The following is a 22,142-nucleotide window of genomic DNA, read 5'->3' as shown; positions in this document are numbered from 1 at the left end:
GCACAAGGCCGTGCCGCCTATAGCGGCGCCTGGGCCGGGCGCTGCAACAGCTATTTCTGGATCGATCCGGCGCGCGGCATTGCCGGCGCGCTGCTGGCGCAATTGCTGCCATTCCCCGATCCGCAGACCCTGGACGCCTTCTACGCCTTCGAGCAGGCGGTATATTCCTGAACTCAGTCCTCGGCCTTCTTCTCGGCGGCCTGGTTTTCGGCCTGCTGCTGTGCCTTTGCTTCCAGGTCTTCCTTGATGAACCAGGGGATGAATGGCACTTCAACATTCACGACAGAGAATTTGAAATCGCCGATCTGGTATTTCTGCAAGGCATCAGTGAAATCACGCGGGCCGATGAACAGGGCGCGCTGGTCCGGGTCCATCGGATCGAAAGTCACCATCACCGGTACCGTATTGGGGAAGGCGCGCATGTAGTAGCGCATGGCAACACGGGCGATGTCGTCGGTCTGGGTGGCAGTGAACGGTGCCTTCACCACAGTCACCGAGCGGTCGCCGATCACCGTCATCGCCACTTCATGCCACATCGGGATCAACGCTTGGCCGGCGGCGTTGGTTTTCTTTTTCTTGCCAAACAGAAAGCCGAACATCGGGTAATCTCCTGGCCGCCCATGGGTCATGACACAGGCCTGAGCGGTGTTTATAAAAATACTACTTAATGACAATGGCGAATATCGGCAAGTCCGCGTGCGAAAGCGCAATTGTTCCTCTATCGTTCATGGCGGCGCGACGGCGTGTCGCGCCTCTGTCTAGCGACGGGAGTGCGCGAATCTGTCTCAATGGCGGCTGCGCATAAATTTGGCAGATGAGTGATGGACAGCCTGTATCTGAAAGCCCTGCTGCTTGGCCTGGTTGAAGGCCTGACCGAGTTCCTGCCGGTATCCTCCACCGGGCATCTCATCCTGCTGGGTGATCTGCTGGGTTTCGAAGGGCCACCCGGCAAGGTGTTCGAGATCGCGATTCAGCTTGGCGCCATCCTGGCGGTGTGCCTGGTCTATTGGCGCCGGCTTTACGATACCCTGCGCGGCCTGGGGCGCGATGAACGTGCCAACCGCTTCACCGTTAATCTGCTATTCGCTTTCCTGCCGGCGATGGTAATCGGTTTCTTTGCGCATGGCTTCATCAAGGGCGTGCTGTTCAATCCCTGGGTCGTGTCGGTGGCGCTGATTATTGGCGGTTTCATCATCCTGGCGGTGGAGCGGTTTGTTGGCCGTGGCGAGGTGGCCAGCGTGGATGATTTCCGTTTCCGGCTGTCGCTCAAGATCGGCTTCATCCAATGCCTGGCAATGATCCCCGGTGTGTCGCGCTCCGGCGCCACCATCATCGGCGCCCGCCTGCTCGGCGTGCAGCGCGCCGCCGCCGCCGAGTTCAGCTTTTTTCTCGCCATGCCCACCATGGCCGCGGCCACGGCCTATGACCTGATGAAAAACTGGCACAATCTCAGCCTCAAGGATGGCGGCGTGATCGGCCTTGGTTTCCTGGTGGCCTTTCTCAGCGCCCTGCTGGTGGTGCGTTCGGTGATTACCTTTATCAATCGCTATGGTTTCGCGCCCTTTGCCTATTACCGCATCCTCTTGGGCAGCCTGATGCTTGTGTTATTGTTCCTGCGCTGAAAAACAGAAAATCAGGAAACGCACGATGAGTTTGCCCGCTTCGGTTCATGCCGCCTTTGCCGCCACGGTGGCGGCGCATCCTGGCAAGTCGTTTCTTTGCCTGCCGGCACGGCCCGGGCGGGATTACTGGCCGGATGGACTGGAATTAAGCTTTGCCGAGGTGGCGGCCCGGGTGGCCGATTGGCGTCGGCTTTACGCCGCAGCGGGTTATGGCATCGGTCATCGCGTCGGCCTGCTGCTGGAGATGCGGCCGGAGTTTTTCTATCATTTCCTGGCGCTGAATGCCCTGGGGGTTGGCATCGTGCCGATCAACCCGGATTACCGCCATGATGAGATGCTGTATCAGATGCAGCATGCCGAGGCTGATCTGGTTGTTACGCTGCCGGCACGTCTGGCCGATATGCAGCTTGTGGCCGCCGAGCGCAGCGAAAAGCCGTTGCCCGTGATCGATGGCACGGTATTGCCCGCCAGCCTGCCGGCGCCTCTGAGCGCGGCGCAGAGCGGAGAGCCGGGGCAGCAGACGGAAGCCGGATTGCTTTATACATCGGGCACCACCGGGCGGCCCAAGGGCTGCGTGCTGACCAACTATTATTATCTCAATGCCGGCGCCTGGTATGGCAATTTCGGCGGCAACTTCACCATGCAGCCGGGGCAGGAGCGGTTCTATAATCCGCTGCCGCTGTTTCATATGAACCATCAGGCGATCACGGTGAGCTGCGCCATCCTGGGCGCGCATTGCCTGATATTGCCCGAGCGTTTCAGTCCGACACGCTGGTGGGCGGAAGTGGTGCAGACCCGCGCCAGCATCATCCATTATCTCGGTGTGGTGCCGCCCTTGCTGCTCAACCAGCCAGTCTCGCCGCTGGAGCGTGAACATAGCGTGCGCTTCGGCTTTGGTGCTGGTGTGGAGCCGCAACTGCATCATGCCTTTGAGCAGCGTTTCGGCTTTCCGCTGGTGGAAGTGTGGGGCATGACCGAAACCGGCCGGGTGTTTGCCGATGCCTTTGAGCCGCGCCAGTTCGATACCCGCGCCTTCGGCCGGCCGATGCCGGGCCTGGAGGCGATAGTGGCCGATGCCCAGGGCCAGGAAGTGCCGCGCGGCCAGGAGGGCGAATTGCTGGTGCGCCATAGCGCTGCCGAGCCAAGGCGCGGTTTTTTCAGCGGCTATCTCAAGAACCAGGCGGCCACCGATGAAGCCTGGCGCGGCGGCTGGTTTCATACCGGCGACGTGGTGCGCATGGCGGATGACGGCATGCTGTATTTTGTTGACCGCATGAAGAATATCATCCGCCGCTCGGGTGAGAATATCGCCGCCGCCGAGATCGAGGCTGTGCTGCAAAGCCATCCGGCGGTTGCCCAGGTGGCGGTGTTGGCGGTGCCGGATGAAATCCGCGAGGAAGAGGTGATGGCCTGCATCCTGCCGATGCCCGGCATGGCGGGCGATGCCGCGCTGGCCGATCAGCTTTTTGCTTGGTGCAACGAGCGACTGGCCTATTTCAAGGCACCGGGCTGGCTGCTGTTTGTGGACAGCCTGCCCACCACCGGCACCCAGAAGGTGCAGAAGACCAAGATATTTGCTGGCAACGAAGATCCGCGCCAGCGCCCCGGCGCCATTGATTTGCGGGCGCGCAAAAAACGCTGAGGAGTATGGAGATGCATGCGCAAAAACATCTGGCGCGCTGGCTGTTCATCGTCGCCGGTCTGGTGGCGCTGATGGTGGTGATTGGCGGCCTGACCCGGCTGACCAATTCCGGCCTGTCAATGGTGGAATGGCGCCCGATCACCGGCTGGCTGCCGCCGCTCTCTGAAGCTGCCTGGCTGGCTGAGTTCGAGAAATACAAACAATTCCCGGAATATCAGAAAATCAACCTGGGCATGGACCTGGCTGGTTTCAAGGAAATCTACTGGTTTGAATATGTCCACCGCCTGCTCGGCCGCCTGATCGGCTTGGCCTTTGCGCTGCCGCTGCTGTGGTTCTGGCTGCGTCGCCGCATCCCGCAGGGCATGCACCTGCATCTGCTGCTGATGCTGGCTTTGGGCGGTGCACAAGGTGCAGTCGGCTGGTTCATGGTGGCCAGCGGGCTGGTGGATCATCCCGATGTCAGCCATTACCGGCTGACGCTGCATCTTGGCCTGGCCTTTGCCATTTTTGCCTATCTGGTCTGGGGAGCGCTCTCCATGGCACGTGGCGCCACTATGCAAAGCCCGGCCGGCGGCGGCTTGGTGATTGCCTTTGTTGCCCTGGTCTATTTGCAAATCCTGTCAGGTGGCCTAGTGGCGGGCATGAATGCCGGGCTGGCGCATAACACCTGGCCGCTGATGGAAGGCAAGTTCATCCCCGATGGCCTGGGGGTGATGACGCCGCTGTGGCACAACATCTTTGAGAATGCGCTTACCGTGCAGTTCCAGCACCGCATGCTGGCCTATGCGGTATTGCTCTTTGCCGTGCTGATCTGGCTTCGCTATGCCGGCCGCGTGGCCAATGGCGCGCGCCATATGTTGCTCGGCATGGTGTTATTGCAGGTCGGGCTTGGCATCGCCACTTTGCTGCTGCATGTGCCGGTGCTGCTGGGCGCATTGCACCAGCTAGGTGCGCTTTTGGTGCTGATGGGGGCGATCATGCTGTGGCATGGCAAGGCGCGGCGCTATTATAGCGGTGGCCGTCATGCCGGCTGACGACATCACGCTGCTTTATGTCACCTGTGCCTCGGCTGCCGAGGCCGAGCAGGTGGCCGAGGCGGTGGTGGGCCAGCGGCTGGCCGCCTGCGCCAATATCCTGCCCGGCATGCGCTCACTTTATTGGTGGCAGGGCAAACTGGAACGCGGCGAGGAAACCGTGCTGATCCTCAAGACCCGGCCCGATCTGGTGGCGGCGGCAACCGAGGCGGTGACGGCTGCGCATAGCTATAGCGTGCCCTGCGTGTTGCCGATCCCGGCCGGGCCGGGTGGCAATGCCGATTACCGCGCCTGGCTGCTGGCTGAAACAAAAGCTCAGTAAGGCAGCCCGACGTAATTCTCCGCCAGGGCACGCTGGGCATGCTCCGAGCCGGCCAGGTATTCCAGTTCGGTGCGCTGGATTTTCTGTTCAAATGCGCTGGCATCCGGGAAGCGGTGCAATTGTGTGGTCATCCACCAGGAGAACCGCACCGCTTTCCACACCCGGCTCAGCGCCTGGGCGGAATAGCCTTCCAGGCCGCTGGCGGATTTTTCATGATAATGCCGGATCAGCGCCTGGCTCAGATAATGCACGTCGCTGGCGGCGAGATTGAGCCCCTTGGCGCCGGTGGGCGGCACGATATGCGCAGCATCGCCGGCCAGGAACAGATTGCCATAGCGCATCGGCTCGGCCACAAAGCTGCGCAACGGCGCAATGCTTTTCTCAATCGAGTTGCCTTCTTCCAGCTTGGCGATGGCGCGTTCATCCAGGCGTTGGCGCAATTCGGCATAGAAGCGTGCATCGCTCCAGTCTTCCACCCGATCTTCCAGCGTACATTGGATATAAAGCCGGCTGCGGGTGGGCGAGCGCATTGAGCAGAGCGCAAAGCCGCGCTCATGGTTGGCATAGATCAATTCTTCGGAAAGCGGTGGCTTATCCACCAGAATGCCGAGCCAGCCAAAGGGATAGGCGCGTTCATAAAGCTGCATGATGCCGGCCGGGATGCTGCGCCGGCTGATGCCATGCGAACCATCGCAGCCGGCGATGAAATCACAATCCAGCCGCTGTTCCACGCCATCCTTGCGGAAGGTGACATAGGGTTTGGCACTGCCGATATCATGCAGTGTCACATCCTCGGCTTCATAGAGGGTGGTGGCGCCGCACGCCGCACGCGCTTCCATCAGGTCGCGGGTGATTTCGGTCTGGCCATACACGATCACGCTGCGGCCGATCAGGTGCTGGAAGTTGATGGCATGGCGCTCGCCGCCAAAGCTGATCTCGATACCTTCATGCACCAGGCCTTCGCGCCGCATGCGCTCGGCACAGCCCACCTGCTCCAGCAGGTCGGCGGTGCCGGTCTCGATCACACCGGCGCGGATGCGGCCCAGCACATAATCGGCGCTACGCTGTTCCAGGATAACGGCATCGATGCCGTGCTTGTGCAGCAATTGTCCGAGCAGCAGACCGGCCGGGCCGGCTCCGATAATGGCGACTTGTGTGCGCATGGTGGTGTCCTCCCCTTTGATCGAAAACTAGGCCGCAGGACGGCCGGCGGCGATGGACAGAGGCAACAAAGGATTGGATAATCCAAACATGAGATGGGAGGAAAAAATGGCACAGGCGGTGCCAACCTATGCGCTTTATGGCGAGCAAACCTATAATTCGGTAGCGGACTGGCTGCATTGCGAGTCAATTCCGGCGCGTTCGGCGCTGTTTGATTGGGAGATCGGCGCCCATCGCCATGCCGGCCTGTTTCAAATTCTGAACATGACGCAGGGCCGCGCGGAATGCCTGCTGGGGGAGCGCTGGCTGCCCTTGCCGCCGCCGGTGGCGGTGCTGGTGATGCCGGGGGTGACGCATGGCTTCCGCTTTTCGCCGGATACCGAAGGCCATGTCATCACGCTTCTGGCCGGGCAGGCCTTGCAGATGCCGCAGGCAGCCCCGGAATTGCGGCCTTTACTGGCGCAATCGCGCATCCTGCCACTGCCTGACTGGGCGGCAACGCCCGTGGCCCAGGCGGTGGCGGCCATCGCGCTGGATTATGCTGGCTCCAGCCCCGGGCGGCTGGGTTTTATCGAGGCGCAACTGACCGTGTTGCTGATCACGCTCGGCCGCGTGCTGGCTGCCGATGCCGAGGCCGGCCGGCCCAATCGCCATGCGGCGCAGTTCCGCATGCTGCTGGATCAGCATTTCCGCAGCCAGCGCGGCCTGGCCTTTTATGCCGGCCAGCTCGGCATTTCCGATGTGCATCTCAACCGGGTCTGCCGCGCCGCCTTGGGCTGCTCGGCTTTGGGCGCCATCAACCAGCGCCTGATCGCCGAAGCCAGGCGCGACCTCACCTTCACGCTGTTATCGGTGAAGGAAATCGCCTATTCGCTCGGCTTTGACGATCCGGCCTATTTCACCCGCTTTTTCACCAAGCAGGCGGGGGTGACGCCGACTGAATTCAGACGGCGTTCAGCCCGGCATCCAGATCGCGGATAAGATCGGCCACATCCTCGATGCCGACAGATAGCCGGATCGTGTCGTCGCCGGCACCGGCACCGGCCCGCTGCTCGGGCGTAAGCTGGCGATGCGTGGTGGAAGCCGGATGGATGATCAGGCTGCGGGTATCGCCGATATTGGCCAGATGCGACCATAGCTTCACGGTTTCCACCAGTTTGATGCCGGCGGCATAGCCGCCCTTGACGCCGAAGGTGAAGACCGAGCCGGCGCCTTTCGGCAGGTATTTCTTGGCCAGGGCATGGTAGCGGTCGCTGGGCAGGCCGGCATAGCTGACCCAGGCCACTTTCGGATGCTGGGCCAGGAATTCCGCCACCACTTGTGCATTGGCGCAATGTTTCTGCATGCGCAGGCTGAGCGTTTCCATGCCGGTGAGGATCATGAAGGCGTTGAACGGCGACAGCGACGGGCCGAGATCGCGCAAACTCACCGCGCGGCAGGACACGGCAAAGGCCATGTCGCCGAATGTCTCATAGAAGGACAGGCCGTGATAGGCCGGGGTGGGGGCGGCGATATGGGGGAATTTGTCATTCTGGCCCCAATTGAATGTGCCGGCATCCACGATCACGCCGGCCATTGAATTGCCGTGGCCACCCAGGAATTTGGTTGCCGAATGCAGGATCACATCGGCGCCCCAATCCTTCGGCCGGCACAGATAGGGCGTGGCCATGGTGTTATCCACGATCAGCGGAATGCCCGCTTCATGCGCCACCTTGGCCAATGCTTCAAGATCGCAGATCACGCCGCCCGGATTGGCCAGGCTTTCCACAAACACCGCCTTGGTGCGTGGCGTGATCGCGGCGGCCACGGCGGCGATATCGTCGGGATCGACAAAAGTGGCATGCCAGTCAAAACGCTTGAAGCTGTGCATGAATTGGGTGATCGAGCCGCCATAAAGCTTGCGCGAGGCCACCACATGGTCGCCCGGGCTCATCAGCATGTGAAAAGCCACAAGCTGCGCCGCATGGCCCGAAGCCACGGCCGTGGCGGCACGGGCATTTTCCAGCGCTGCCACCTTCTGCTCCAGCACCGCCGTGGTCGGGTTGGTCAGGCGGGTGTAGATGTTGCCGAAGGTTTGCAGATTGAACAGCGAGGCGGCATGGTCCACATCGTCGAACACATAGGCCGTGGTCTGGAAGATCGGCGTGCTGCGGGCGCCGGTATTCGGCTCGGGCGCGGTGCCGGCATGCACCTGCAAGGTGTCGAAGCCGTATTCATCTGCTTGCTGGGTCATGATTTCAAATCCGACGGAGTTTTTTGGCCGAAATGACGCGGGTATTCACCCCCATCCAGCCGATTTCAAGCGACAGGCGGCCATATTCGATCTTCGGGCAGCGGTTCATCACCACTTTCAGACCGGCAGCTTCGGCCTTGGTGGCGGCTTCATCATGGCGCACGCCAAGCTGCATCCACAAAACCTTGGCGCCGATCTTGATCGCCTCGTCGGCGATGGGCGGGATGGCTTCCGAATTGCGGAAACAATCCACCATATCCACTTTCACCGGCAGTTCGCTCAGGCTGGCATATACCTTTTCGCCGAGGATTTCCTTGCCGGCTTCACGCGGGTTGACCGGAATGACGCGGTAGCCCTTGGCCTGGAGATATTTCATGGCGAAATATGACGGCCGGTTCCAGTTCGGGCTGGCGCCCACCATGGCGATGGTCTGCACTGCGCGCAGGATGCCGCGGATGTAATCTTCGCTGTAGGAATCGTGGTTCATCGGTCTGGCTCAGCGTCCTTCCCAGCAGGGCGTGCGTTTCTGGATGAAGGCGTCGATGCCTTCGGCGGCATCGCGCGCCAGCAGGTTTTCGGTCATCACCTGCGAGGCATAGTCATAGGCCTGGGCCAGCGGCAATTCGAGCTGGCGGTAAAATGCTTCCTTGCCGATCTTCAGTGTCAGCGGTGATTTTGACGCCACCTGCTGCGCCAGGGCCAGGGTGGCGGCGGCAAGCTCGGCTTCCGCTACAGCGCGATTGATAAGGCCGATTTCCACCGCGCGCTGGGCCGGCACCATGTCGCCGGTCAGCAGCATTTCCATCGCCTGCTTGCGGCCGACATTGCGCGACAGCGCCACCATCGGTGTGGAGCAGAACAGGCCGATATTCACCCCCGGGGTACCAAAGCGCGCTGTGTCGGCGGCCACGGCCAGATCGCAGCTTGCCACCAACTGGCAACCGGCGGCGGTGGCAATGCCATGCACCTGAGCAATCACCGGCTTGGGCAGGGCAACGATAGCCTGCATCAGCGTGGAGCATTGTTTGAACAGCTTCTCCATCGCCTTGCGGTCGGGCAGGGCGCGCACTTCCTTGAGGTCATGCCCGGCGCAGAAACCCGGGCCGCTGGCGGCGATGATCACCACATGCACCGAGGCATCGTCGCGGATCATGTCCAGTTCATCCTGCAACTGGCGCATCAGGTCGGAAGACAGGCTGTTATAGGCCTTGGGCCGGTTCAGCGTCAGGCGCACCACGCCGGGGGCCGGCGCCTCGCGCAATACCAGGCTGTCCGTGGTCAGATCGAGGGCGGCGGACATGGTTTCCTCCGAACGGTTTTGTCGCGGCCGGATCATAGCCCAGCCGGTTCGCCCCTCAAAGGTCTCTAAAACAATGATAATTTGTCGTATTTCCGCCTTAATCGGGTGTGAAAACCCCTTGTGTGACGATGCACCGCCACACCGCCACCCCGTTGCGCCGGAGCAGGGGGCGGCGTAAAACCCTGGCAACCTACAAAAACGAAAGTCTCGCAGCATGATTCGTCCGATCCGCAAAGCCGTGTTCCCTGTCGGCGGCCTGGGCACCCGTTTCCTGCCGGCCACCAAGTCGATGCCGAAGGAGATGCTGACCGTCGTTGACAAGCCGCTGATCCAGTATGCCGTGGAAGAAGCCAAGGCGGCCGGCATCGAGGAATTCATCTTCGTCACCGGGCGCGGCAAGCAGGCCATCGAAGACCATTTCGACCGCTCCTATGAGCTGGAGGATGTGCTGCGTGGGCGTGAAAAGCGCGACCTGCTGAATGCCCTGCATGGCTGGATGCCGCAGGCCGGCCAGGTCGCCTACACGCGCCAGATGGAGCCGCTCGGCCTGGGCCATGCGGTGCGCTGCGCCAAGGCGCTGGTAGGCAACGAACCGTTTGCCGTGCTGCTGGCGGATGACCTGATCCTGGCCCGCACCGGCTGCCTGGCGCAGATGGTGGAAGCCTATAACGAAGTCGGCGGCAACATGATCGCCGCCATGGAAGTGCCGCGTGAGCATACCCGCCGCTATGGCGTGGTTGATCCGGGCAAGAGCGAAGGCCGCATGGTGGAAGTGAAGGGTCTGGTGGAAAAGCCCGAGCCGGTGGCGGCGCCCAGCACCACGGCGGTGATCGGCCGCTATATTTTGCAGCCGCGCGTGTTCGACTACCTGGATCAGGTGCAGCGCGGCGCCGGCGGCGAAATCCAGCTCACCGATGCGCTGGCCAAGATGATCGGCGAAGTGCCGTTCAACGGCCTGCGCTTCAAGGGCGAGCGGTATGATTGCGGCGACAAGATCGGCTTCCTGCATGCCAATATCGCCTTTGCGCTGGATCGGGCCGACCTGCGCGCCGATGCCGCCGGCATCGTGCGTGAAGTTTACAAGTCGCTTTAATCAGTCCTGAAGGATTGCCTCCATGCGCGTTGCGATGATCGGCACCGGCTATGTCGGCCTGGTTTCCGGAGCCTGTTTCTCCGAATTCGGCCATGATGTGGTCTGCGTCGACAAGAATCCGGCGCGTATCGAGGCGCTGGAGCGTGGCGAGATTCCGATCTTCGAGCCCGGGCTTGAAGATCTGGTGGCGCGCAACGTCAAGGCCGGTCGGCTCAGCTTCACCCGCGATATCGCCGCCGGCATGGCCGGCGCCGATGCGGTGTTCATCGCGGTGGGCACGCCGTCGCGGCGTGGCGATGGCGAGGCCGATCTGAGCTATGTTTACGCTGCCGCCGAGGAAATTGCCGCCACGATGGCGCGCAAGACCCTGGTGGTGACCAAATCCACCGTGCCGGTGGGTACGGGCCGCGAGGTGGAGCGCATCATCCGCGCCACAAGGCCGGCGGCGGAATTTGAGATGGCGTCCAATCCGGAATTCCTGCGCGAAGGCGCCGCGATTGAGGATTTCATGCGGCCCGACCGCGTGGTTTGCGGCGCCGAAAGCGACTGGGCGCGTGACCTGCTGCGCAAACTCTACCGGCCGCTTTATATTAATGAAACGCCGATCCTGTTCACCCAGCTTGAAACCGCCGAACTGATCAAATACGCCGCCAATGCGTTCCTGGCGACCAAGATCACCTTCATCAACGAAATCGCCGATCTGTGCGAAAAGACCGGGGTGAATGTGCAGGATGTGGCCAAGGGCATCGGCCTGGATGGCCGCATCGGCGGCAAGTTCCTGCATGCCGGCCCGGGTTATGGCGGTTCGTGTTTTCCCAAGGATACCCAGGCGCTGGTGGCCACCGGCCGCAAGCATGATGCGCCATTGCGCATCGTCGAAACGGTGGTGGATATCAACGAGAAGCGCAAACAACGCATGGCCGAGAAGATCATCGGCGCCATGGGCGGCGATGTTGCCGGCAAGCGGATTGCCGTGCTGGGGCTGACCTTCAAGCCCGAAACCGACGATATGCGTGACAGCCCCAGCCTAGTGATCATCCCAGCTTTGCAGGCAGCCGGTGCCAGCATCCGGGCCTATGATCCCGAGGGCATGGACGAGGCGCGCAAGCTGCTGGACGGCCTGACCTGGTGCGAAGGCCCGTATCAGGCCGCCGAAGGCGCGGATGCGGTGGTAATCATTACCGAATGGAATCAGTTCCGCGCGCTCGATCTCGACCGGCTCAAGCGCCTGCTGCGCCAGCCGCTGATGATCGACCTGCGCAATATCTACAAGCCGGCTGAGATGGGCCAGGCCGGCTTTGTGTACCATTCCGTGGGGCGGCCAGTAGCCCAGGCCTGATGCCAGGGCTAAAATGACGCTGTTTCGGGAAAACTGGCCACTTTCGGCGCCTGAACGGAAGGTGAGACGATGACGGTAATCGTAACAGGCGGTGCGGGTTTCATCGGCTCGGCTTTGGTGCGGCAGCTGAATGCCGCCGGCGAGCGCGTGGTGACGGTGGACAAGCTGACCTATGCCGCCAACCTGGACAATATCGCCGACCTGCCGCACCCCGAGCTGCATCGTTTTGTGCAGCTTGATATCTGTGACCGCAAGGGCATCGGCGCGCTCTATGCCGAGGTGAAGCCGCAGGCGGTATATCACCTGGCAGCAGAAAGCCATGTCGACCGCTCGATCGACAGCCCGGCGCCGTTTATCGAAACCAATGTCACCGGCACATTGGTGCTGCTGGAAGCCGCGCTGGAATACTGGCGCGGCCTGGATCAGGCCGGCAAGGCGGCCTTCCGGCATTTGCAGGTTTCCACCGATGAAGTCTATGGCGATGCCGAGCCGGGCAGCTTCTTCACCGAGAACAGCCCCTACAAGCCGAATTCGCCCTATGCCGCCAGCAAGGCATCATCCGACCATCTGGCGCGCGCCTTTGGCCGCACATATGGCCTGCCGATCCTGGTGACCAATTGCGGCAATAATTACGGCCCGTATCAGTTCCCGGAAAAGCTGATCCCGCTGATGATCCTGAACGCGCTGGATGGCAAGGGCCTGCCGGTCTATGGCCAGGGCGATCAGGTGCGCGACTGGATTCATGTGGAAGACCATGCCGCCGCCTTGCAGCGCGTGATGCAAGCCGGCCGGGTGGGCGAGACCTATCTGATCGGTGCGCGCGGCACACGGCAGAATCTGGAGATCGTGCACAGCCTGTGCGCCCTGCTGGATGATTTTGCGCCGCAGCCGACCGGGCGCAAATATGCCGAATATATCCGCTATGTCGCCGACCGCCCGGGGCATGACAAACGCTATGCGATTGACCCGACAAAGTGTGAGACCGAACTGGGCTGGCAGCCGGTTTATGACGTAACCTCGGGCCTGCGTCAGACAGTAAAGTGGTATCTCGACAATGCCGCCTGGTGCCAGCGCGCCACGCAAGCCTATGATCGTGGCCGCATCGGCCTGGCGAAGTGACGTGACGGAGAACGCGCGATGAAAGGCATCATCCTGGCCGGCGGCACCGGCTCGCGGCTGCATCCGGCCACCTCGGTGGTGAGCAAGCAGCTGCTGCCGATCTATGACAAGCCGATGATCTTCTTCCCGCTCACCACGCTGATGCTGGCCGGCATCCGCGACATCCTGGTGATCACCACGCCGCGCGACCAGGCGGCGTTCAGCGCCTTGCTCGGCGATGGCAGCCAATGGGGCATCGCGATCAGCTATGCCGTGCAGCCGGAGCCGAACGGCATCGCGCAGGCCTTCATCATCGGGCGCGACTTCCTGGCCGGCGAGCCGGCGGCTCTGGTGCTGGGTGACAACATTTTCTACGGCGAGCGCTTCGGCGACATGCTGCGCCAGGCAGCTGCCAGCAGCGCAAATGGCGCTACGGTGTTCGGCTATTGGGTGGCCGATCCGGAGCGTTATGGCGTGCTCGATCTCAATCCGGATGGCAGTGTGCGGGCGATTATCGAAAAGCCCAATCCGGCGCCGAGCAACTGGGCGGTGACGGGCTTGTATTTCTACGATGCCGAGGTCTGCGACATTGCCGCCAGCCTCAAGCCTTCGGCGCGTGGTGAGCTTGAGATCACCGATCTGAATAATGCCTATCTGCGCCAGGGCCGGCTTGGCGTGGAGAAGTTCGGCCGTGGCTTTGCCTGGCTCGATACCGGCACGCCGGACAGCCTGCTGGATGCCTGCAACTTCATGGCCACGGTGGAAAAGCGCCAGGGCCTGAAGATTGCCGTGCCGGAGGAAGTGGCCTGGCGGCTGGGCTATATCGACGATGCCCAGCTCGAACGCCGCGCCGATTACTACAAGAACAACGAATACGGCAAATATATCCGCCGGCTGCTGCTCATGCGCTGACCGGTCTGGCCGGCCGCAGATACCAGGCCATCGAGATCAGGATCAGCACCAGCGGCAGGCCGAAGGCCCAGCTATAGGCCTCGGCCGGATAACCGCCGGCAGCATCGCGCGGCCAGCGATTGATGATCCAGCCCAGCCCGGCCTGGGCAAAGAAAGTGAAACCGAACACCACACCATTGAGCAATGTGTTGATCCGCCCGGTAGCTTGCGGCGGAAACTGGCCGCTCAGCATCGGATAGGCCAGCGCGGTGGTATTGGAAAGCAGGCCAAAGGCGATCCAGGTCAGCGGATGGGTTGGCGCCCAGCCCGCTGCCAGCACCAGCAGCACCACGGCATAAAGCAGCGTAGAGGCCGCAAGCGTGGCGCGCATCGAGATGCCGATTTTTTGCAACCGATCCGTGGCGATGCCGATAATGGCAAAGCCGAAGGTGAGGGCGGCGGCGAGCAGGAATTGCAGTTCTGCGGCCTGTTGCCGATCCAGCCCGCCAACATCGCGCAGGTAGGGGCCTGACCACAGACCCTGGATCGACAGGGCCGAGGACATGGCAAACATGGTCACCGGCGTGATCTGCCAGAAGCGCCGATCCGCCAGATAGCTCAGGCATTCGCGCATCTGCCGGGTCAGGCTGTCCCGGCTCACCGGCTGGCCGGGTTTTTCCGGCACCACAAAATACACTGCCGCCGATGTAGCGATCACCAGAGCTGCCAGCAGCCAGAATATCGCGGTCCAATCCAGGTGGTGCAGCAGCCATTCCACCGGCAATGTGGCAGCCAGGGCGCCCAGGCCGCCGGCAGTCATGAACACGCCATTGGCCAGCGCCCAGCGTTCAGCCGGCACCCAGAGCGAGATGGTCTTGAACGCGCTCATCAGGCAGCCGGCAACACCCAGGCCGATCAGGGTGCGGCCAAGCATGAGATGCCAGAGCTGCGTGCCTGTAGCAAAAATCACGGCGCCGAGCGCGGCAAACAGCAGCAGGCCAGCCTGCACCCGGCGCGGGCCGTAACGATCCAGCAGCACGCCGAGCGGCAATTGCGCCAGCGCAAACACGGTGAAATACACCGCCGTCAGCGTGCCGAGATCGCCGGCGCCGATATTCAGGTCGCGTTGCAGATTGGGCGCGATAACCGCATTCACCGAGCGGAACAGATACGACAGGAAATAGCCGCAGGCAAACGGCAGCAAAACCCTTCCTGCAATGAAGGCAAGCGACTGGTTACGGCTCATGTTTAACAACTCTTCCCGGCTTATGCTTTTTCTTGGTCAAAGGCGATGGCAAACAGGTCCAAAGCCTGGGCCTTGCCCGGCAGTAATTGCGGGCCTAATGGCGTGAGGTGAATATGGGGCGATGTGGCGGGCAGGTCCAGCTTTTCGCCTGAAGGGTTCATGGCATCCAGGGCGGCGCGGCTAGCCACCACATCCGCCGCCCGGCCCTTGGCCCAGGCTTCCAGCTTGGCAGTGGTGTTGATGCTATCGCCCAGCAGCGCAATCTCGCGCTTCTGGTCGCCCATTTCACCCACCACCACAGCGCCGGCATGCAGCACAGCGCGAAAATCCGGTGCGGTGCCAAAGCGCTGGCGGTAGACATGCGCACGTTCGGCCAGCAGGGCGCGGGCCTCGGCCACGGCATCCAGCGCGCCGGCCGCATGGCGGCTTGGCAGGCGCCAGGTCACAATCATCTCATCGCCGACATACTTGTCGATACTGCCGCCGTGGTCGGTCACCACGTCACCGAGATCGGACAAAAATTGATTGAGCAGGCGGTGGAAGGCGATGTCGCCGATCCTTTCGGCGATGGCCGTCGAGCCGCGCATGTCAATGAACAGGAACAGGCGCTGTTCCTGGCGCGGCTGGTGATAGCGGCCCTTGATGAAGTTGCGCAGCACGCCGGGCCCGAGCAGCAGGTTGATCTGCATGATGGTGCTGGTGATGAAGGTGAAGCCCAGCGCTGCCAGCAGCGTGATCAGCGTGTTGAGATTGAAGCCAATTGGGTAGGCACCATCAATCGGCACCAGCACGTCGCCCAGCGCATCCATGCCAACAATGGCGATGGCATAAAACAGCGTCTTGAGCAAAGCCACTTTCATGAAGGGCAGGCGGCGCAGCCATTGCCCCCTGGGATCATTGACGAAGAAAATTTCGAAACCGGCAATGGCGATGGTGACGAGAGCGCCGGTCACCAGTCCGCGCCAGGCACCATCCCAGCCGACCTCGCCACTCAGCGTGGCATCAACGCCCATGCCGTAGATGGCGCCGGCAATGGCGCCGATAGAGATGAAACGCAACAGCATCGCAACTTGGCGATAGCGGCGATTGGAGAGGGCCATTTTGGTTTTTCCGCAGGCGAGACAGCAGAACGATAAGCTGGCCTCGGCCAAAGGGGAAGCAATACAAAAACAGGCCGGGGGGAACCCGACCTGTTTCTTGACCGCCGTCACATCCGAAAGGCGGGGTATCTGGGGTAGTGCCGTCTCAGGCCGCACTTTCCGCGGCGCGCGAGGCCTTCTTGCGGTCGTTCGGATCAAGCAGCTTCTTGCGGATGCGGATGCTCTTCGGCGTCACTTCCACCAATTCGTCGTCGGCAATGTAGCTGATCGCCTGCTCCAGCGTCATCTTGCGCGGCGGCGTCAGGCGCACCTGTTCGTCCTTGCCGGCGGCGCGGATATTGGTGAGCTGCTTGGCCTTCATCGGGTTCACGTCAAGGTCATTGTCGCGGCTATGCTCGCCGATGATCATGCCCTCATACACCGCTACACCCGGATCAACGAACAGCGTGCCGCGTTCTTCGATAAAATTCAGCGCATAGAGCGTGGTTTCGCCAGTGCCATTGGCGATCAGCACGCCATTGCGGCGACCCGGGATCGGGCCACGATGCGGGCCATAGCTGTGGAACAGCTTGTTCATGATGCCGGTGCCGCGCGTATCGGTGAGGAATTCACCGTGATAGCCGATCAGGCCACGCGACGGGGCATGGAAGGTGATGCGGGTCTTGCCGCCGCCCGAGGGGCGCATGTCGCGCAGCTCGGCCTTGCGCAGGCTCATCTTCTCCACCACGATGCCGGTGAAGGCATCATCCACGTCGATATGCACTTCCTCAATCGGCTCCAGCGGCTTGCCGTTTTCATCCTGCTGGAACAGCACGCGCGGGCGGCTGATCGACAGCTCAAAACCCTCGCGGCGCATGGTTTCCACCAGCACGCCAAGCTGCAATTCGCCACGGCCGGCCACTTCGAATGCGTCCTTGTCGTCGCTTTCGCGCACGCGGATCGCCACATTGCCTTCGGCTTCGCGCATCAGGCGGGTGCGGATCACGCGGCTCTGCACCTTGGAGCCTTCCTTGCCGGCGAAGGGCGAGTTGTTGACCGAGAAGGTCATCGCCAGGGTGGGCGGGTCAATCGGGTTGGCCGGCACCGGGTCGGTCACCGTCAGGTCGCAGATCGTGTCGGCCACCGTGGTGGTGGTCAGGCCGGCAATGGCGATGATGTCGCCGGCTTCGGCTTCTTCAATCGGCTGGCGCTCGATGCCGCGGAAGGCGAGCAGCTTGGAGACGCGGCCCTGTTCGATCTCGCTGCCATCGCGGCGCAGGGCATGGATCGGGCTGTTGACCCGCAGGATGCCGGAATAGATGCGGCCGGTGAGGATACGGCCGAGATAGGGGTCGGCTTCCAGCGTGGTGATCAGCATCTTGAACGGCGCATTCTTGTCTGCCGTGGGGGCGGGCACATGCTGCACGATCAGGTCAAAAAGCGGGGTCAGGTCCTTGCGCTCGCCATCCAGGCTCGGGGTGGCCCAGCCGCTGCGGCCAGAGGCGAACATCACCGGGAAGTCAAGCTGGTCCTCGCTGGCATCCAGCGCGGCGAACAGGTCAAACACTTCGGAATGCACTTCTTCCGGGCGGGCATCGGAACGGTCGATCTTGTTCACCACCACAATCGGGCGCATGCCCAGGCCCAGCGCCTTGCCCAGCACAAACTTGGTCTGTGGCAGCGGACCTTCGGCGGCGTCTACCAGCAGCACCACGCCGTCCACCATGCTCAGGATGCGCTCCACCTCGCCGCCGAAATCGGCATGGCCAGGTGTGTCAACGATGTTGAGGCGCACGTCATTCCATTCCACCGAGGTGCATTTGGCAAGAATGGTGATGCCGCGTTCACGCTCCAGATCGTTGGAATCCATCACGCGCTCAGCCACCAGCTGGTTCTCGCGGAAGGCGCCGGATTGGCGCAGCAGCGCGTCCACCAGGGTGGTTTTGCCGTGGTCGACATGGGCGATGATGGCGATATTGCGGATTTGCATGGTGCTTATACAAAAGGCCCGGTCGACCTGATGGCAGGCGGCCGGGCGCGATTCCTCTAGGGTTGCGGCTGGTAGCCGGGTTTATAGTGCGGCGCACAAAGCGGCGCAACAGAAGAGTTTCGCATGGGAGATATGCGCCACCGACTGCGAAAAGCAGCTGTCTCGACCCCTTTTCGCTAAGTAAGGTATTGTAATAAAAGCATAAAAATACTTGAGTGCTTGACCGTTAACAGCTCTTGGCGGAAGCTGAGGCGACAATATTGGGACGGGAACCAGCCGATGAACTACGAACATATCCTTTATGAAGTCAGCGACCGCATCGCTACGGTGACGCTGAACCGGCCGGATCGGCTGAATGCCTGGACCAGCATCATGGAGGCGGAAATCCGCGTGGCGATGGCGGCGGCCAGTGTTGATCCGGGGGTGCGGGTGGTGATCCTGACCGGGGCCGGGCGCGGCTTCTGTGCCGGCGCCGATATGGATTTGCTTTCCGGCATCCAGCAGGGCGGCAGCGGGGCAGGTCGCCGCGCCACTGGCGCCGAGCCGTTCGATGCTGCCGCCAACCCGAATTTCCAGATGCGCTACAGCTATTTCCCTGCCATGCCGAAGCCGGTGATCGCCGCCATCAACGGGCCGGCCGCCGGGCTGGGCCTGATCGTGGCGCTGTATTGCGATTTGCGTTTTGCGGCCGAGACGGCGGTATTCACCACCGCCTTTTCTCGCCGCGGCCTGATCGCCGAACATGGCATTTCCTGGCTGCTGCCGCGCCTGGTGGGGCCGAGCAAGGCGTTGGACCTGATGCTCTCGGCGCGCAAGCTGGGCGCCGAGGAGGCGCAGCGCATCGGCCTGGTGGATCGGCTGGCCAAGCCGGAAAGCCTGCTTGATGAGGTGCGCGCCTATGCCCGCGACCTGGCCGACATGGTGTCGCCACGCTCAATGCGGGTGATGAAGCGCCAGCTTTGGGAGGCGCAGTTCCAGAATCTGGCCGAAGCCACCGCCATCGGCAATGCCGAGATGCTGGAAAGCTTCAAGAGTGCCGATTTCAAGGAAGGTGTGGCGCATTTCCTGGAAAAGCGCGCGCCGAATTTCACTGGGGCATGATGTTATGGAAAAGTGGCTCAAACCGGCGCTGGATTACATTCCGCGCTGGCTGGAATACCAGATGCGCCAGCACCGGCTGCCGGGCTGCGGCTTTGCCGTGGCGCATCAGGGCAAGCTGGTGCTGGAAGGCGCCTTCGGCCATGCCGATCTGCGCAAGGGCGAGGCGCTGACGCCGCGCCATCTTTTCCGGGTTGCCTCGCATTCCAAGAGCTTCACGGCGGCCGGCTTCATGCTGCTGCGCGAGCGCGGCAAGCTGCGGCTGGATGATGCCGTGGGCAAATATGTGGCTGGGCTGCACAAGGATGTTGCCGCGGCGACTTTGGGGCAACTCCTGTCGCATTCTGCCGGTCTGGTGCGCGATGGCTGGGATGCCGGGCAATGGCTGGATCGCCGGCCATTTCTGAATGAAGCCGAATTGCGCGCCGATCTGGCGCGCGCACCGGTGCTGGAAGGCAATACGCGCTTCAAATATTCCAATCATGGTTTCGGCTTGCTTGGCCTGGCGCTGGAGCAGGTCACCGGCGAGGCTTACAGCACCTGGATCAAACGCGAAGTTGTGGCGGCTGCGGGCTTGAGCGAAACCCTGCCGGATTTTCCGGCCAAGCCACCGCGTGGCCTGCGGCTGGCGCGTGGCCATAGCGGCATCGCGCCGGCCGGGCGGCGTTATGTGGTTGCCGGCGACAATCCGGCCCAGGCAATGGCGCCAGCCACCGGCTTTGTGGCGACGGCCGCCGATATGGCGCGCTATTTTGCCCAGCTCAGCCCGCAGGCGCAAAGCAGCTTCCTGAGCCGGGCCAGCCGGCGCGAGATGCTGCGCCGGCAATGGCGCCCGCCCGGCGCCATGGAACAGCATTACGGCTATGGCACAATGTCGGGTAAATTACAGGATTGGGATTGGTACGGCCATAATGGCGGCTTCCAGGGCACGGTGACGCGCAGCTTTGTGTTGCCCGAGCCGGGCCTGTCGGTATCGGTGCTGACCAATGCCATGGATGGGCTTTCCGGCCCCTGGGCCGATGGCATTGCCCATATCCTGCGCGCCTTTGCCCGCCATGGCGCGCCCAGCCGCCGGGTGGCGGATTGGGGTGGGCGCTGGTGGAGCAGCTTTGGCGCCGGCGACTGGCTGCCGATGGGCAACCGCGTGCTGGTAGCTACGCCGGCTTGGCTCAATCCACTGTTCGATGCCAGCGAGATTGTGCCGACCGGGCGTGATAGCGGCCGCATCGAGCAGGCTGCCGGCTATGCCAATCACGGCGAGGCGGTGACGCTCTATCGCAGCGCCAATGGCAAGGTGCGGGAAGTGCAATTCGCCGGCTTTCGCCTGCTGCCCGAGGCGCGGGTGGTGCGCGAGATGGAAAAACGCTTCAAGCCGGTGAAATAGGCGGGTGAATGTGCTGATCAGAAACAAAACAGCCCCGCAGCGGCAAAATCCGAAGCGGGGCTGAAAGAGGAGAAGGATCACCGGCAGGACACTGCATCCTGCATTGCGGACGGTGCCGTCTCCACCCGGGTATTGCACCGGGCTTGACTAAGAAGATAGGCCGTAATTGTAAAAATTCAATGACTGAATTGCGGCATTCTCGTGAATTAACGCTCAAGCCACACAATTCTCAGGTGCGCGGCAGCCCGGTGGAGCCTTCGCGCAGGCGCGGCAGCAGGCGGTCCAGGAAATCCTCGCACAGCTTGATCTGCGACAATTCGATGAATTCGTCGGGCTTATGCGCCTGTTCGATATTGCCCGGGCCGCAGACGATAGTGGGGATGTCGAGGCCGGAAAACAGCCCGGCTTCGGTGCCGAATGACACTTTCTGCACCCGGTTGGCGCCGGTCAGCGCCTTGCCCAGTTCGATGATCGGCGATGTATCATCGGTGGCCAGGCCGGGGAATTCGGATATCTGCTGGAACGAGCAGCCGCATTCCGGTCGCACCGCTTTCATCTCGGGTTCCAGCTTGGTGCGGGCGAATTCCACCACCTCGTTATACAGCGCATCCACATCATCCTGCGGCAGATAGCGGATTTCCCACAGGAAGCTGCAATCCTTGGGCACAATGTTGAGCGCCGTGCCGCCATTCACCGTGCCTGTATGCAGCGAGGTGTAGGGCGGGGCGAATTCGGGGTCAAACGGGCCATGGTCGCGCTTGCGGCGCGCAATCGACTTGATATGAGCAATCAGTTCGGCGGCGGCTTCCACCGCATTGACGCCCTGATGCGTCAGCGAGGAATGGCATTCAAAGCCGCGCACATCCACGCGCCAGCTTTTTTTGCCCTTGTGCTGCGCGATCACCTGCATCTCGGTCGGCTCGCCCACAATGCAGGCCGCCGGCCGCACCGGCATCTGCGCCAGCACCGGCATGAGCTGCTTGGCGCCGAGGCAGCCAACTTCCTCGTCATAGGTGAAGGCGTAATGCACCGGAGTTTTCAGTTCCTGCGCCAGGAATTGCGGCGCATAGGCCAGGGCGATGGCGACAAACGACTTCATGTCGGATGTGCCGCGCCCCCACAATTTGCCATCCTTTTCCAGCAGCTTGAACGGATCGGTATGCCATTCCTGGCCATCAATCGGCACCACATCGGTGTGGCCGGAAAGCACCACGCCAGGCCGGTCGGTCGGGCCCAGCGTGGCAAACAGGTTGGCCTTTTTGCCGGTGGCGTCATGCACCAGTGTGCTCTCCACGCCGAGCGCCTTGAGGTGGTCGCGGATCCAGTGGATCAGGTCCAGATTGGAATCGCGGCTCACGGTGGGCATTTCGATCAACTGGCGGATCATCGCCAGGGAGGCAGCGCTGGGTCGGCTCATGCGTTATGTCTTTTTTTTCTGGTTCAGGAGGCGGTGAGGCTGCGAATCTGGTTATCCAGATCGTCCTCGATGAAGAAGCGTACAATCTCGTCGATATTCTGGTCCACCGAAAAGCCGAGCTTGGTGGAGCGTTCGCCGGCCAGGGCGCGCGGCCAGCCATTCACGATCTTCTGGATATGCGCATCCTGCTCCC

General features: G+C 62.1%; 20 protein-coding genes. 11 read left to right on the top strand and 9 right to left on the bottom strand.

Annotated elements, in window-relative coordinates; translation table 11 throughout:
- Positions 1 to 173: 173 nt before the first annotated feature.
- Positions 174 to 599, bottom strand: a complete 426-nt coding sequence (locus tag KBB36_RS17015; protein WP_290983628.1) for a hypothetical protein — start codon at positions 597 to 599, stop codon at positions 174 to 176.
- A 222-nt stretch (positions 600 to 821) separates the two neighbouring features.
- Here KBB36_RS17015 and KBB36_RS17010 point away from each other — a divergent pair, with 222 nt between their 5' ends.
- From KBB36_RS17010 to cutA, 4 genes are read left to right on the top strand one after another with little or no spacing between them, the layout of a single operon-like run.
- A complete protein-coding gene (locus KBB36_RS17010; protein WP_290983626.1) occupies positions 822 to 1,622 on the top strand; it encodes an undecaprenyl-diphosphate phosphatase in 801 nt (266 codons plus the stop codon).
- A 25-nt stretch (positions 1,623 to 1,647) separates the two neighbouring features.
- The gene (locus KBB36_RS17005; protein WP_290983624.1) at positions 1,648 to 3,264 is read left to right on the top strand and encodes an AMP-binding protein; all 1,617 of its coding nucleotides are present in this window, start codon (positions 1,648 to 1,650) and stop codon (positions 3,262 to 3,264) included.
- 11 nt (positions 3,265 to 3,275) lie between these two features.
- The gene (locus KBB36_RS17000) at positions 3,276 to 4,298 is read left to right on the top strand and encodes a COX15/CtaA family protein (protein ID WP_290983622.1); all 1,023 of its coding nucleotides are present in this window, start codon (positions 3,276 to 3,278) and stop codon (positions 4,296 to 4,298) included.
- Positions 4,288 to 4,620 (top strand): divalent-cation tolerance protein CutA, encoded by a 333-nt coding sequence (gene cutA / locus KBB36_RS16995; protein WP_290983620.1) that lies wholly within the window; start codon positions 4,288 to 4,290, stop codon positions 4,618 to 4,620. The genes KBB36_RS17000 and cutA overlap by 11 nt, the downstream gene beginning before the upstream one ends.
- Here the strand turns inward: cutA and pobA are convergent.
- Positions 4,614 to 5,783 carry a 4-hydroxybenzoate 3-monooxygenase gene (pobA, locus tag KBB36_RS16990; protein ID WP_290983618.1) on the bottom strand — a complete coding sequence of 390 codons (1,170 nt, stop codon included), beginning with the start codon at positions 5,781 to 5,783 and terminating at the stop codon, positions 4,614 to 4,616. The genes cutA and pobA overlap by 7 nt on opposite strands.
- A gap of 106 nt (positions 5,784 to 5,889) precedes the next feature.
- On the opposite strand from pobA, the gene KBB36_RS16985 reads away from it, so the two are divergent.
- Positions 5,890 to 6,762: a helix-turn-helix domain-containing protein gene (locus tag KBB36_RS16985; RefSeq protein WP_290983616.1), complete on the top strand. Its 873-nt coding sequence runs from the start codon at positions 5,890 to 5,892 to the stop codon at positions 6,760 to 6,762.
- Here KBB36_RS16985 and KBB36_RS16980 read toward each other — a convergent pair.
- Genes KBB36_RS16980 through KBB36_RS16970 form a run of 3 tightly spaced genes read right to left on the bottom strand, consistent with a single transcriptional unit; the run spans position 6,725 to position 9,314 of the window.
- Positions 6,725 to 8,014 (bottom strand): O-acetylhomoserine aminocarboxypropyltransferase, encoded by a 1,290-nt coding sequence (locus KBB36_RS16980; RefSeq protein WP_290983614.1) that lies wholly within the window; start codon positions 8,012 to 8,014, stop codon positions 6,725 to 6,727. The genes KBB36_RS16985 and KBB36_RS16980 overlap by 38 nt on opposite strands.
- A 4-nt stretch (positions 8,015 to 8,018) precedes the next feature.
- A complete protein-coding gene (locus KBB36_RS16975; RefSeq protein WP_290983612.1) occupies positions 8,019 to 8,501 on the bottom strand; it encodes a CoA-binding protein in 483 nt (160 codons plus the stop codon).
- A gap of 9 nt (positions 8,502 to 8,510) precedes the next feature.
- Complete coding sequence (locus tag KBB36_RS16970) at positions 8,511 to 9,314, bottom strand: enoyl-CoA hydratase (protein WP_290983610.1); 804 nt, start codon at positions 9,312 to 9,314, stop codon at positions 8,511 to 8,513.
- A 214-nt stretch (positions 9,315 to 9,528) separates the two neighbouring features.
- Here KBB36_RS16970 and galU point away from each other — a divergent pair, with 214 nt between their 5' ends.
- From galU to rfbA, 4 genes are all read left to right on the top strand, one after another.
- Entirely contained in the window at positions 9,529 to 10,407 is an 879-nt protein-coding gene (gene galU, locus KBB36_RS16965; RefSeq protein ID WP_290983607.1) for a UTP--glucose-1-phosphate uridylyltransferase GalU, read from the top strand.
- A 22-nt stretch (positions 10,408 to 10,429) separates the two neighbouring features.
- Positions 10,430 to 11,746, top strand: coding sequence for a UDP-glucose/GDP-mannose dehydrogenase family protein (locus KBB36_RS16960; RefSeq protein ID WP_290983604.1), 1,317 nt, complete (start codon positions 10,430 to 10,432; stop codon positions 11,744 to 11,746).
- 69 nt (positions 11,747 to 11,815) lie between these two features.
- Positions 11,816 to 12,865 carry a dTDP-glucose 4,6-dehydratase gene (gene rfbB, locus KBB36_RS16955; protein WP_290983601.1) on the top strand — a complete coding sequence of 350 codons (1,050 nt, stop codon included), beginning with the start codon at positions 11,816 to 11,818 and terminating at the stop codon, positions 12,863 to 12,865.
- 18 nt (positions 12,866 to 12,883) lie between these two features.
- On the top strand, positions 12,884 to 13,756 hold the full coding sequence (gene rfbA / locus KBB36_RS16950) for a glucose-1-phosphate thymidylyltransferase RfbA (protein WP_290983598.1): 873 nt from the start codon (positions 12,884 to 12,886) through the stop codon (positions 13,754 to 13,756).
- Here rfbA and KBB36_RS16945 read toward each other — a convergent pair.
- From KBB36_RS16945 to typA, 3 genes are all read right to left on the bottom strand, one after another.
- Positions 13,746 to 14,981, bottom strand: coding sequence for a nitrate/nitrite transporter (locus KBB36_RS16945; protein ID WP_290983595.1), 1,236 nt, complete (start codon positions 14,979 to 14,981; stop codon positions 13,746 to 13,748). The two genes, rfbA and KBB36_RS16945, sit on opposite strands and share 11 nt — an antisense overlap.
- Before the next feature lie 20 nt (positions 14,982 to 15,001).
- Positions 15,002 to 16,081 carry an adenylate/guanylate cyclase domain-containing protein gene (locus KBB36_RS16940; RefSeq protein WP_290983592.1) on the bottom strand — a complete coding sequence of 360 codons (1,080 nt, stop codon included), beginning with the start codon at positions 16,079 to 16,081 and terminating at the stop codon, positions 15,002 to 15,004.
- A gap of 145 nt (positions 16,082 to 16,226) precedes the next feature.
- A complete protein-coding gene (typA, locus tag KBB36_RS16935) occupies positions 16,227 to 18,050 on the bottom strand; it encodes a translational GTPase TypA (protein ID WP_290983589.1) in 1,824 nt (607 codons plus the stop codon).
- Positions 18,051 to 18,329: 279 nt separating this feature from the next.
- On the opposite strand from typA, the gene KBB36_RS16930 reads away from it, so the two are divergent.
- The gene (locus KBB36_RS16930; RefSeq protein ID WP_290983586.1) at positions 18,330 to 19,151 is read left to right on the top strand and encodes an enoyl-CoA hydratase; all 822 of its coding nucleotides are present in this window, start codon (positions 18,330 to 18,332) and stop codon (positions 19,149 to 19,151) included.
- A 4-nt stretch (positions 19,152 to 19,155) separates the two neighbouring features.
- Positions 19,156 to 20,532, top strand: a complete 1,377-nt coding sequence (locus KBB36_RS16925; RefSeq protein ID WP_290983583.1) for a serine hydrolase — start codon at positions 19,156 to 19,158, stop codon at positions 20,530 to 20,532.
- Positions 20,533 to 20,761: 229 nt separating this feature from the next.
- On the opposite strand, the gene argE is transcribed toward KBB36_RS16925, so the two are convergent.
- Positions 20,762 to 21,949: an acetylornithine deacetylase gene (gene argE / locus KBB36_RS16920; protein WP_290983580.1), complete on the bottom strand. Its 1,188-nt coding sequence runs from the start codon at positions 21,947 to 21,949 to the stop codon at positions 20,762 to 20,764.
- Positions 21,950 to 22,142: the final 193 nt, after the last annotated feature.

This window comes from Ferrovibrio sp. (genome assembly GCF_017994015.1).
Classification (GTDB): domain Bacteria; phylum Pseudomonadota; class Alphaproteobacteria; order Ferrovibrionales; family Ferrovibrionaceae; genus Ferrovibrio.
Note: the sequence above shows the minus strand (reverse complement) of the source record. Positions and strands in the feature narration are given on the sequence as shown.